We start from the raw sequence: 12177 nt of genomic DNA, 5'->3' as shown, positions 1-12177 counted from the left end.
AAACGAATTCTTACCTAACATTTCTCTTTATTGACCGTTAAGTCTTTGTATAATCCCGTTTGCCAATGGTTTCGGTTGATGAACTTTAAAAGATTTTCAAAACGGGAAATCATCTGGTTGCCCGAGTTTCGCATTACGTACCCAGGGAAGTTGAATTCTTTTTGGTGCAAATCGGTAAATTCCCAGGGGTGGAAGTACAACGTGGCATATCCTCTGCGTTGCATCGTTCTTTTTAAAAGAAAATGATAAAACCACTGAGGAAAATTATGAAAGGAAAGCCAAAAAAGCGGAATGCGAAGCAACGGACTCACTGCGGCAGGAATCTGTAACAGTCCTTCTTCAATGAATAACCGTTTGGAAACGTGTAGTTTGTTATATCTCCCAGGTAGGAGCGTTGGGTTTACGGACGAGTTGTACTCGTACCCCGCCTTTTTCACTTCTTTGGGGCAAACTTCCGCCATTCTGGGCATTCGCAAACCTTTTATAACGGTGTTGAACTCCTTTTCCAGCGTTTCTTTCGATTGCCTAAGGTGTGCGTTCTCAAATTCGGAATGGTAAAACGTATGGGAAGCCAATTCGTGTCCTTCTGCCAAAAGCCGTTCTATCAGGTCGGGAACTTCTCTTGCAAAGACCACCGTAGAAAAGAAGGTGGCTTTGGCATTGTAGCGTTTGAGCAAATCCAGAATCGCTATTAATCCTTCTCGGGAGATGCTTATTTGTCTTTCAAAATCAATGTCGTAGCCATATTCCTTTGGCATATCAAATTCTTCTATGTCGAATGAAAGGTAAATCATCTTTATATGAATATTTTTCTGTGAGTAGAGTTCTTTTTAAAAGAAAATGCAAATATACGCCTAATTTATTTCATCAGAAACTAAAAATTACTTGCTTTTCGTCCTGTACTTGCCAATAATTCTGGTACATTTCTAAGGATTCTTTTATATTGACATACAGCGGATTGTTCACTTCTTGCATCTCTTGCAGATGAAGAAATTCAATCTCAACCTGACGCTCATCAATCCATTCCAGAGATAACATACAATCGTCCAGAGAATTGAAACTCAACCAAAAATAGGAGGGAAGTTGCAACATTTCTTGCATTTTTAGTAAAAAACTTCTTTCCGTCTTTACATTTCGCAAGTCAATAACGATTTTTAAATAATCTTTTCTGTAATCAAGAGAGTCCATACCTTTATTTTTTTATAATTAACCGTTCTTTTTTACTTTTTTCCTTTCAAGAAATCATCATTTACCAAAAATAGCTGTATTGTTACCTGTATTTTATAGATTTCTACTCTATTCTTATCGATTATAACTAAAATATATTACTTTTTTTCTTGCAGAAATGAATTTTTACCGGTCAGAATTCATTTCTTGTTGGTCAAAGTCCATTTCTTGCTGGTAAAAATTTATTTCTTACCAGTAAGAATTCATTTGATATTGGTAAGAATCTATTTTACATTAGTAAGAATTCATTTATTATCAGTAAAAATTTATTTCCTGTCGGTCAGAATTCATTTATTGTCGGTAAAAACTTATTTCTTATCAGTAAGAATTCATTTGATGTTGGTAAGAATCTATTTTACATTAGTAAGAATTCATTTATTGTCAGTAAAAATTTATTTCCTGTTGGTCTTTCTTTAAATCTGTAAGGGAATACAGATGATATATTGTCGTTTGACTTGTAAATATCTGGTAAAATTCCTGTTATTACTGGTGTGATACTTTTAGTTTGTGAGAATAAAAGTAAACATTATGGGGTTTTAAAGTTTCTTTTCGGAAATAATGTAATTAGGTCTGGATTTGGTTTGTTTAAATATCTTTCCTACGTAAATCCCGATGATTCCCAGTATGATAAGTTGCAATCCACCGAAAAAAACTACGGTCATTATCAGCGATGCCCAGCCTGAAATTTCCGTCCCGCTAACAAACGACCAAATCACATAAGGGATATATAAAAGCGAAAGCAGCGAAAAGGTAAACCCTAAGTAAACAGCCAAATACAAAGGCTTCACACTGAAAGCCGTAACGCCTACCAACGCCAAATGGAGCATTTTTTTGACCGTGTATTTGGTCTCGCCCGAAAACCTGCGTTGAGCTACGTACGGAATGTAGGTCTGGCGAAATCCCACCCAAGGAACAATCCCTCTAAGAAAGGGTTCGTTTTCTTCCATTGAGCGAATGACCTCCACCACCGACTTATCCAGCAATCTAAAATCAGCCGACCCCTCTTGTATTTTCACATCAGAGATTACATCAAGCATTTTGTAGAAATATTGGGAGGTTTTCTTCTTCTTTCGAGAGATATCATTGGGATATGTGCGGATTGTAGCCACAACTTGGTTGCCTTCCTCCCATTCTTTGACGAGTTTGGGGATAAGTTCGGGGGGATGTTGCAAATCGGCATCCATAGAAATGACCGCATCGCCAAAGGCGTGGTCAAGTCCTGCTTTTACAGCCAATTGATGCCCGAAGTTTCTTGAAAAAGAAAGGTATTTTACGTTTTCTTTCTGGGAATGTAGCTTTTCCAGCTGGTTGAGTGTATCATCTGAGCTTCCGTCATTCACAAAAATAAGCGAATAGTCGTATTTCTCAATGAGTTCCCGAGTGAAAACCGCTTCAATGGCGTGATACAAGGCGAAAATGTTCTCATTTTCATTGTAGCAAGGGATAACGATTTCAATTTTTTTCTTTTGCATAGCTTGATTGTTTGCTGATTTCTTCAGATAATTTTCGCCAAAGTTAATCTTTTGCCTCGAAAAAACGAATCTTTAAGAATATTTTGACAGAAAATCCGTTTTCAAAGCTAATATCTCCCAAATATTCAATGTTTTATAAGATTAATGATTTATATTCATCGGAAAAGATACATTATTCAGCTTTTTAATCTTCTTTCTGATAATTTTTTCAACAAGAAGAATAAAAACCATTTTTATTTTATTTTATTATGTACCGACTTAATATCGTTATGTACTGACTTAATATCGTTATGTACTGACTTAATATCATTATGTACCGACTTAATATTGTTATGTACTGACTTAATATCGCTATGTACCGACTTAATATCGCTATGTACCGACTTAATATTGTTATGTACCGACTTAATATTGCTATGTACCGACTTAATATTCTTAAAAAATATAGTTTTTACAATAAAAAAAGAGCATTTTTCAATAAAAAAACACTCTTTTTGAAGATATTTATACTATTTTTTGGATATTACACCGATATTTTGCCTTTATTTGCTGATAATATTCTTAATTTTTGCCCAAATGTAATCCGAAATAACATCTTTGTACTTCATTACCTCATCTTTTCTCTTCTGAAGTTCGAAAAGTATTCTGGATTGATTCTCAAGGATTTCTTGTTTCTCCTCCTTGCTGTATTTTCCATCGGGAAGTTTTCTATTATCATACAGAAGAACGCACAAAGCACTAACAACTACGTACTTTTTTTCGGTCGGAAAGCTCGGATTATCGAAGGCATCAAGCAGTAAATCCAAATTATCCATCTCTGCAAGCATCAAGTCCTCGTCCTGCTCTATAAAGTAATAATCAGGGTTTTCACTCCATATTGTAAAGAGCTCTTGGTCTATCTTCGGAAACGAATGACTTACAGAAACCGTTTTAGTAGAACCACATTTGCTACAAGGCGTTTCTTTCCAAAGTCTTTTGTCATCAAAAAGCTCAAAAGCTGCTTCAATTTTTGTCAGAGGAAAGCTGTCCTTGTTTCCACATTGGCAAGTTTTGGTTACAGTGTATGTATTTTCGCCTTTAGTTTCTTCCATACCGACTCTTTTTTCTATATTTCTGCGTCTTTTTCGATGTGTTTTTCCTGATTATAGTTCAGAAAACACATCTCATAAATCATTGTAAGCCAAATGATAGCCGGCGGAACGGCACGTAAGGAATATTTAATGATGTATCCCTCCTTCAAAGGTTTGAATAAGTCCGTTGGAGAGAGCGAAGCCAAGATTGCCAAGACCAGCAGGGTTATTTTCAGCTTTTTGTTCTTATTTGGGCTGACCATAAACCAAATCCCGATGCCAACGTAAGCTATAATATAGGTGCTGTTCTCCGTTCCCGTGCTAAACAAGCACAAAAACAAGCTCACCGAAGCCAGAAACATCAGTTGGAAGCTCGTATTTTTGTATTGGGAAATCCGAAGATACGGAAGCGAGAACAAAACCAAGCCTATTATGATAGCAACCGGATTGTTATTGTATATCCCCGTGCGTTGTAAGAAACCCAAAAAGGAAAGATTCTGCAAATTATAGCTTATTGTGTTCAAATTGGAGTTGTTTTTCATCGCCAAACGCTCAAACCACTGCTGATATTGCGAAATGACGTATTGCGGAGAGGAATAAATCATCGGGAGGCAGAAGAGTACAATCATCCACACGATTCCCGTCCACACAAAACGGATTTTGTTCTTCGAAAAGAAGAAAAATGCCAGACCTACAACGCCGTAGAGCTTCGTTAAAATCCCAATGACGATAAAAAGCGTAGCCCACTCGTCCTTTCCCTTGTGAATGAAGACATAAGCCCCGACAAGCAAGGCTATAATACTGATATTGAACTGTTGCATCGCGGTAGCCGTGTACAAATCGTGAGCAGAGATGAGCAAAACCCCGATGATGGCAATCTTCGACAGGGGCAGTTGCCTAATCGCCCAGTATAGGAACAGTGCATTTGCCATAATCCAAAACGAAACGCCCAACCAATTGGGCAAAACCGCAAATGGAGCAATCACCGCACTGAACAAAATCCCATAATGATTCACATCGAAGTACTCCGCAGGATATTCCACGTAAAGTGAGAGCTTTTCAATCGTATGCCAAAACACACCTTTGAATATCAAATAATTATTATACTTCCCTCGTATAAAAACATTTTGGATAACGGTAGCTAATGCCAATCCAAACCACAAAATGGTAATAAAACGATAGTCTTTGAATATTTTTTTTAGCATTTTTATGAATGATTTCGGCAAAAGTAAGAAAATAAGGGCAATGACAAAGCTCCAAAAATCAAAAGCTTTTTAACTTTCGAGTTATTTTTCTATTTTTGCAAAAAATCAATTAATTAGAAAAGTCACAATCGCTATTTTAATAAAATGAGATATTTATTTTACTTACTCTTTGTTGCAATATTCACATTACATAGCCCTGTTTTTTCACAGAAAAAGCCTGTTTTTAAGGTAGTTTTAGATGCCGGGCACGGCGGAAAAGACCCCGGAAAAGTAGCTCCGAATAAGTTATACGAAAAAGATGTTGTTTTGAACATTGTTCTGGAAGTGGGAAAAATATTGGAACAACACGCTGATATTAAGGTTATTTACACTCGAAAAACGGACGTATTTGTTGATTTATACGAACGTGGAGCTATCGCCAACAAAGCCAAAGCGGATATTTTTGTTTCCGTTCACTGTAATTCTGCCGATAAGAAAACAGCTCACGGAGCAGAAACATTTGTATTGGGTCTTCACGCAAATGAACAAAACTTTGAGGTTGCCAAAGTAGAGAACGAGGTAATTTATTTGGAGGATAATTACGAGAAAAAGTACGCTGATTACAATATCAATTCTCCTGAATCTTTCATAGGATTGTCAATTATGCAGGAAGAATTTTTGGAACAAAGCATACAGCTTGCCAAATATGTTCAAAATAACTTCATTAATGAAATGAAGCGTTTTAACAGAGGCGTAAAACAGGCTGGGTTTATCGTTCTGCATCAGACATATATGCCAAGCATTCTCATTGAAACAGCCTTTTTATCAAATGCCGAAGAACAGAAGTTTTTAGCCTCAAAAAAGGGACAAAACGAGTTTGCGAAAAACATTGCCGATGCGATTCTTTCTTACAAAAAATGGGTACAAGCAAGAAGTTCGCACATTGCCCCAGATGTTTCAGTATCAACGATAAAGGCTTCTTACAAAGCGAAAACTTCAGCCAAAAACAACAGAAAAAGCACCTCAGTTGCAAAAAAATCAAACGTTGTTTATAAAGTACAAATTTCATCAAGTCCTAAAAAATTAGAGGCAAAACCTTTCAATTTCAAAGGCTTATCCCCTATTTCATCAGAAAAAATCGGGAAAGTATATTGTTACTTCTACGGAAGTGCAAAAAAACATACCGAAGCCTTGTCATTGCTTTCCAAAGCGAAAAAAAAAGGATACAAAGATGCTTACATAGTTGCTTATTCCAACGGAAAGAAAATCACTGTTGAGGAAGCAAAAAAGCGAGAAAAATAAATTTAAAACGGTTCTTAGTTGAAAATTACGTTTTTATACTTATTTTTGCCTTCTAAATTCAAAAATAAATTCGATGAAATTAACCAGAGAAATTAAAACGGCGTTCATTGTCATTGCAGGGATAGCCTGTTTTTTCATAGGATTTAACTTCCTGAAATCCAAATCAATATTCAAAAGAACCAATACTTACTATGCTGTTTTTGACCATTCTGGAGGGCTGAAATCCGGTACTCAGGTAACGGTTAATGGCGTACAAATAGGAGTAGTTGAGTCCGTTAAAATAGAAGAGAAAACCGCTAAAATCAAGATTACGATTTCTTGCTCAAGAGATTTTACTTTTTCAAAAAACAGTAAAGTGGAACTCTATAACAGCCTTTTAGGGGGAGCCGGATTGCAAATCATTCCTGCTTTTGACAACGCTCCTGAAGCACAATCGGGAGATACGTTGCCTTCATCAATCCAGATGGATATGTTGCAAGCTTTAAGCACGAAATTTGAACCTACTCAACTAAAATTAAACAACTTATTATCACAGTCGGACACTACTTTAAATTCCATAAACACACTGTTGGACGATAAAACTATCGCAGATTTGAAAAAATCTGTCGCAGACCTTAGCACAACAATGAACAGTTTAAGCAAAGCTTCCGTAACTTTGAACAATATGCTGGCAGCCAATCAGGAAAGTTTGAAGCTAACCTTACAAAATGCCAACAAAATAACAACGGATTTGGCTAAGGTTTCAGATGAATTAGCTCAGGTTGAATTCAGCAAAGTTGTTACAGACGCACAAAAAATGCTAACAAATCTGAACAAAATATTAGCTGATATTGAGGCAGGTAACGGAAGCGTTGGCAAATTGATGAAAGATGAAGGCTTGTACAAAAATGTAGAAAATGCCTCCAAACAACTGGAATTGCTTTTGGAAGATTTACGCTTAAATCCAAAACGATATATGCACTTCTCCGTTTTTGGTAAAAAACATCAACCATATCAGGAGAACGAAAAATAAGTTTTAAAAAGCAGTCAGTTGTTAATATTTACAAATAGACTGCTTTTTATTTTTCTTTATATTTTAAAATCAAATTAATTGCGATATAAAAACAATTATTGACAAGATATTGATTATGAACATACTGCCCAATATAGTATTTTGTTTATTACTAATCATTGCCATCGGATTTTTTACAATGAACGTTCGTAAACTAATCCGCAACATTCGTTTGGGAAAAAGTGAAGATACGTCCGATAACCGACCGCAACGCTGGAAAAATATGCTACGAATTGCTTTAGGGCAAGGAAAAATGACCGTTCGCCCCGTTGCCGGAATTTTGCATATTCTTGTCTATCTTGGTTTTATAATCATTAATCTCGAAATGCTTGAAATAGTTCTGGACGGAATTTTCGGGACACATCGTTTGTTTTCCTTTTTGGGAAGTTTCTACGATGTTTTGATTGGTTCTTTTGAGGTTTTGGCTTTTTTAGTAATTATTTCGGTAACAGTCTTTTGGATTAGGCGTAATATTTTAAAAATCAACAGATTTCAGAAAGACGAACTTCAAAATTGGGCAAAAAAAGACGGAAATATCATTCTATATATTGAGGCTGTTTTAATGCTTCTTTTCTTAACAATGAATGCAGCCGATTTTCGTTTACAGCAATTGGGAGTTGAGCCTTATTTGCAAGCAGGAAGCTTTCCTATAAGCCAGTGGATAAGCCAATTAATGTACAATCTTCCGCAATCCGTACTGATTATCATCGAGCGTGCTTGTTGGTGGTTGCACATCATAGGTGTATTATGTTTTCTGAATTATTTGTATTACTCAAAGCATTTACACATTATTTTGGCGTTTCCAAATACATTTTTTGCTTCCACACGTCCGCAAGGAGCATTGAAAGTGAACCAAACCGTTCTAAAAGAAGTAAAATTGATGTTAGACCCTACAGCTGACCCGTTTGCAACTACGGAAGAAAACGCCAATCCTCCTGAAAAATTCGGAGCTTCGGACGTTTTCGACCTTACGTGGGTGCAACTACTCAATGCTTACACTTGTACCGAATGCGGACGATGCACCGACGAATGCCCTGCCAATCTTACTGGGAAAAAGCTTTCGCCACGAAATATTATGATGAAAACTCGTGACCGATTGGAAGAAGTAAGCAAAAATATTGACTCCAATAAAGGAATTTTCAAGGAAGACAGTAAACAGTTATTAAATGATTATATCACTCCTGAAGAGCTTTGGGCGTGTACTTCTTGCAACGCCTGTGTAGAGGCTTGCCCTGTGAGTATCAATCCTTTGTCTATCATTATGGATATGCGTCAATATTTGGTAATGGAACAATCGGCAGCTCCGAAGGAACTCAACAATATGATGTCAAACATTGAAAATAACGGAGCTCCGTGGGCGTATAGCCGTTCCGATAGAATGAATTGGGTTCAAGAATAAAATACAATTTCGACCATTCTTTCTTTAAAGATTTTTCTACAAATCTTAATTTATTTTTCTTCTCCTTTTAAAATCAACAAAATTGGAAAGAAAAACTTATTGAAAATTTCTAATTTTACACTAAGCTATGAATCAAACACTTAATATTCCTACAATGGCTGAAATGGCTGCACAAGGCAAATCTCCTGAAATTCTTTTTTGGGTGGGCAGTGCAGGAAGCTACGACGACCGTGCCAAACGTATCGTAAGGGCTTTCGCACACTTGTTAAATCAAGCCAAAGTTAATTTTGCTGTACTCGGGACGGAGGAAAGTGACACGGGCGACCCCGCAAAACGTGCCGGAAATGAATTTCTTTTCCAAATGCAAGCAATGATGAATATTCGAGTGTTAAAAGCATATAATATCAAGGAAATAGTTACTACTTGTCCGCACATTTTCAACACTTTAAAGAATGAATATCCTGCTTTGGGCGGAAATTACAAAGTGTGGCACCATACGCAGTACCTGAAAAAATTAATTTCAGAAGGAAAACTTTCCGTAAACTCTGATAAATTAAACGGAAAGCGAATCACTTTTCACGACCCTTGCTATTTAGGTCGTGGAAATAACATATATGATGCGCCGCGTGAGGTATTGCAAGAGTTGGGAGCAAACCTGACTGAAATGAAAAAAAGCAAAAGGCATTCGTTATGTTGTGGTGCAGGCGGAGCACAAATGTTTAAAGAACCTGAAAAAGGAAGTAAAGATATCAATGTTTTACGCACGGAAAACGCTTTGGAAGTACAACCTGACATTATAGCTACGGCTTGTCCGTTTTGCAATACTATGCTCACAGACGGAATCAAATTCAAAGAAAAAGAAGGTTCTATAGAAGTTTTAGACATCGCTGAATTACTCTATGAAGCTACAAAATAAAATCGTTCATTTTAGGCTGGAAATATAAAATTCCAGCCTATTTTTTCATTTTCTTTGCTCTCTAAAACAATGCTTTAACTTCTTCCAATAAATTAATCTGTTGTTGTACGGATGGTGAATTTTTCAATGTTTTTTTAACAGAAAGTGCCTTGTCCAAAATATTGATGATGAGCTTGTTACCTTCTGAATTTTTCTCGGAATACGGAGCAATTTGCTTTAAGGATTCTGCTACGGCTTCTACCAATTTTGTGTTATCCAATTGCATTGCCCACAGATATCCTTTCTCGAATGTTTTTGCTCTTTCGGGGCTATCTTGCTGTAAAAAAGGATAATACACAAAGTTTGGCAATACGCTTTCCAAATATTTTTCCATTTTGTTATCCACAATTACCGATGCCAAACTCACCAATTGGTCAGAAGTAAAATCCTCAGGATTAGAATATTCCAAAAATCGTTTTGCACGTTTGGCGTCGGTAGTGGCAATTCCGTTTAGAGCTGCGTTTTTCACCGAAGCGGAATGAATCGATAATGACTTCTCAAAAATAGGCAAATATTTCTTACTTTTTGTAGCGGCAAGTGTCCACATTGCAGCAGATTTTGCCAGATTTTTGGGGTCGTTTTTGGCGATTTTCTCAATTTCAGAAAGTGCTTTTGAGGTCAGTTTTTGTCCTGCCAAAGCATTTAAAGCCTCAATACGAAGTTGAAAATAAGGGTCTTTTATCGCCATTAAAAGTATTTGGTTATCTTGCTTATAATCAGCAAATCCGATGGCTTGCGAACGACTCTTAAAATCTTTTGCGTGCTGATACTGAAAGGCATATTCTTCTGCATTTTTATAACTGTCTTCTTTCATCAAAATTACACCTCTTGGATTGATATTCACCAAATTAGGCGATTTTTCTGCTGAAAATACAAACTCATTTTCCTTACGAGCCTTTACCCAAACCTGATGACGTTCATATTTTCCATTTTGATACACATCAACTTCCAACGGAAACTCAAAAAAACCTGCTCCTTCCTGACGTTGAACGATTTTCAAATGTATCTGTTTAGCACTGGCATCATAACTTTTTTCCACCCGAACCTCAGGATTTCCATTTCCGAAGAACCACTGATTGAAGAACCAATTCAGGTCTTTTCCGCTGATTTTTTCAAAGGAAATTCGCAATTGATGAGCCTCGCCCGTGCCAAATTCGTGAGTGTTTAAAAAGTCCGTAATTCCCTGAAAGAAAGCCTCATCGCCCAAATAATCGCGAAGCATATGCAAAATACCTCCACCTTTATTGTACGACACCAAATCGAACATATCTTCCTTATCGTCGTATCCAAATCGAACCAAATCTTTCACAAAATCGCCCGGACGATGGTGGTACTGATTCACAGACTTAGCAAGATGATGGTCAGCGACATCCTTTCCGTATTTGTATTCATACCACAAATATTCGGAATAGTTGGCAAACGATTCGTTGATAGTAAGATTTGCCCAACTTTCGGTCGTTACCAAATTTCCAAACCAATGATGTCCCATTTCGTGAGCAATAACGGCTTCCCAATAATTGTTGTCCGCCAACACATCGGAGGTTTGGTGTGCTGATTCTCCGTGACTTACAGCGGTAGTATTTTCCATCGCTCCGGCAACAAAATCACGTACTACCATCTGGGCATACTTCTGCCAAGGAAAATCATAACCAAACTTTTTGGAAAAAAATTCAATCATTTCAGCGGTATGACCAAAAATTTGCTTGGCAACCTTTTCGTATTCTTTCTCAACGTAATAATCCACAGCGACTTTGCCTCTCCAAGGCGTATCCTTCACTACGGCAAAATCGCCCACTCCCATAAAAAACAGGTACGGAGCGTGCGGTTTGTCCATTACCCAATAATCGGTGCGTAAATTGTTGGTTTTCTTTTCGGAAGATTTTAAAATCCCGTTGGAAAGCGTAACGAACTTATCGGGAACGGTCATATAAATTTCCTGAGTGGTTTTCTGATTGGGCTTGTCGAGAGTTGGAAACCAACACGATGAGGATTCTGTTTCACCTTGCGTCCAAACCTGTGTGGGAACGTCGGGAAGTTCGCCTTTCGGATTGATAAAGTACAAGCCCTTGGCATCATTGATGGCTTGGCTTCCTTTGTTGGTAACCTTCTCGGGCTGTGCCGTGTACTTGATGTAAACCGTGTAATTTTCTCCTTTTCGGTAGATTTTATCCAATTTTATTCTTAAAAAATCGTCTTTATACAGATAGGCAAGCGGTTTGTTTTCCATTTTTACTTCGTGGATAATCATCGCTTTGGCGTCTAAAATCAGGCTGTCCGACTCATAGAAAAAAGGCGATGCCGTGAGCCATTCCTCTCCGTCAAGGGTTTGATTTTCAAAATTAAACGAGACTTTGAGTTTGGTGTGTTTTAATTGGGTTTTCATCTCGGGAGTGGCTCGGTAAATTTCCCTGCCCGAAGTTTCACTCTGAGCCAAACCCCGCGAAAACCCCAGTAAAATAAGTGCTAAAAATATATATTTCATACGATATTATTGTTTGTGCAAAGATAAAATGTTTT

At 37.1% G+C, this 12177-nt stretch carries 10 protein-coding genes; 4 read left to right on the top strand and 6 right to left on the bottom strand.

Going from position 1 to position 12177, the window contains the following annotated elements:
* Window positions 1-14: 14 nt before the first annotated feature.
* From CGC58_RS10500 to CGC58_RS10480, 5 genes are all read right to left on the bottom strand, one after another.
* Window positions 15-794, bottom strand: a complete 780-nt coding sequence (locus CGC58_RS10500; RefSeq protein WP_095896660.1) for a polysaccharide deacetylase family protein — start codon at window positions 792-794, stop codon at window positions 15-17.
* Window positions 795-867: 73 nt separating this feature from the next.
* Window positions 868-1188, bottom strand: coding sequence for a barstar family protein (locus CGC58_RS10495; RefSeq protein ID WP_095896659.1), 321 nt, complete (start codon window positions 1186-1188; stop codon window positions 868-870).
* A gap of 575 nt (window positions 1189-1763) precedes the next feature.
* Window positions 1764-2699: a glycosyltransferase family 2 protein gene (locus tag CGC58_RS10490; protein WP_095896658.1), complete on the bottom strand. Its 936-nt coding sequence runs from the start codon at window positions 2697-2699 to the stop codon at window positions 1764-1766.
* A gap of 542 nt (window positions 2700-3241) precedes the next feature.
* The gene (locus CGC58_RS10485) at window positions 3242-3790 is read right to left on the bottom strand and encodes a hypothetical protein (protein ID WP_095896657.1); all 549 of its coding nucleotides are present in this window, start codon (window positions 3788-3790) and stop codon (window positions 3242-3244) included.
* A gap of 14 nt (window positions 3791-3804) precedes the next feature.
* Complete coding sequence (locus tag CGC58_RS10480; protein ID WP_095896656.1) at window positions 3805-4974, bottom strand: glycosyltransferase family 87 protein; 1170 nt, start codon at window positions 4972-4974, stop codon at window positions 3805-3807.
* A 144-nt stretch (window positions 4975-5118) separates the two neighbouring features.
* Here CGC58_RS10480 and CGC58_RS10475 point away from each other — a divergent pair, with 144 nt between their 5' ends.
* The 4 genes from CGC58_RS10475 (at window position 5119) to CGC58_RS10460 (ending at window position 9621) form a co-directional block, all read left to right on the top strand.
* Window positions 5119-6255, top strand: coding sequence for an N-acetylmuramoyl-L-alanine amidase family protein (locus CGC58_RS10475; RefSeq protein ID WP_095896655.1), 1137 nt, complete (start codon window positions 5119-5121; stop codon window positions 6253-6255).
* A 73-nt stretch (window positions 6256-6328) separates the two neighbouring features.
* Window positions 6329-7267, top strand: coding sequence for an MlaD family protein (locus CGC58_RS10470; RefSeq protein WP_095896654.1), 939 nt, complete (start codon window positions 6329-6331; stop codon window positions 7265-7267).
* Between the two features lie 115 nt (window positions 7268-7382).
* Window positions 7383-8705: a (Fe-S)-binding protein gene (locus CGC58_RS10465; RefSeq protein ID WP_095896653.1), complete on the top strand. Its 1323-nt coding sequence runs from the start codon at window positions 7383-7385 to the stop codon at window positions 8703-8705.
* A 127-nt stretch (window positions 8706-8832) separates the two neighbouring features.
* Window positions 8833-9621, top strand: a complete 789-nt coding sequence (locus tag CGC58_RS10460; RefSeq protein WP_095896652.1) for a (Fe-S)-binding protein — start codon at window positions 8833-8835, stop codon at window positions 9619-9621.
* 61 nt (window positions 9622-9682) lie between these two features.
* Here the strand turns inward: CGC58_RS10460 and CGC58_RS10455 are convergent, their stop codons facing one another.
* Window positions 9683-12142: a M1 family metallopeptidase gene (locus CGC58_RS10455; protein ID WP_095896651.1), complete on the bottom strand. Its 2460-nt coding sequence runs from the start codon at window positions 12140-12142 to the stop codon at window positions 9683-9685.
* Between the last annotated feature and the right edge of the window lie 35 nt (window positions 12143-12177).

It is taken from the genome of Capnocytophaga stomatis, assembly GCF_002302635.1.
In the GTDB taxonomy this organism is placed as follows: Bacteria; Bacteroidota; Bacteroidia; order Flavobacteriales; family Flavobacteriaceae; genus Capnocytophaga; species Capnocytophaga stomatis.
Note: the sequence above shows the minus strand (reverse complement) of the source record. Positions and strands in the feature narration are given on the sequence as shown.

Bases quoted from the DNA above. Each gene is read 5' to 3' on its own strand.
- CGC58_RS10500 (WP_095896660.1), bottom strand. From the start codon at position 794: ATGATTTACCTTTCATTCGACATAGAAGAATTTGATATGCCAAAGGAA.
- CGC58_RS10495 (WP_095896659.1), bottom strand. From the start codon at position 1,188: ATGGACTCTCTTGATTACAGAAAAGATTATTTAAAAATCGTTATTGAC.
- CGC58_RS10490 (WP_095896658.1), bottom strand. From the start codon at position 2,699: ATGCAAAAGAAAAAAATTGAAATCGTTATCCCTTGCTACAATGAAAAT.
- CGC58_RS10485 (WP_095896657.1), bottom strand. From the start codon at position 3,790: ATGGAAGAAACTAAAGGCGAAAATACATACACTGTAACCAAAACTTGC.
- CGC58_RS10480 (WP_095896656.1), bottom strand. From the start codon at position 4,974: ATGCTAAAAAAAATATTCAAAGACTATCGTTTTATTACCATTTTGTGG.
- CGC58_RS10475 (WP_095896655.1), top strand. From the start codon at position 5,119: ATGAGATATTTATTTTACTTACTCTTTGTTGCAATATTCACATTACAT.
- CGC58_RS10470 (WP_095896654.1), top strand. From the start codon at position 6,329: ATGAAATTAACCAGAGAAATTAAAACGGCGTTCATTGTCATTGCAGGG.
- CGC58_RS10465 (WP_095896653.1), top strand. From the start codon at position 7,383: ATGAACATACTGCCCAATATAGTATTTTGTTTATTACTAATCATTGCC.
- CGC58_RS10460 (WP_095896652.1), top strand. From the start codon at position 8,833: ATGAATCAAACACTTAATATTCCTACAATGGCTGAAATGGCTGCACAA.
- CGC58_RS10455 (WP_095896651.1), bottom strand. From the start codon at position 12,142: ATGAAATATATATTTTTAGCACTTATTTTACTGGGGTTTTCGCGGGGT.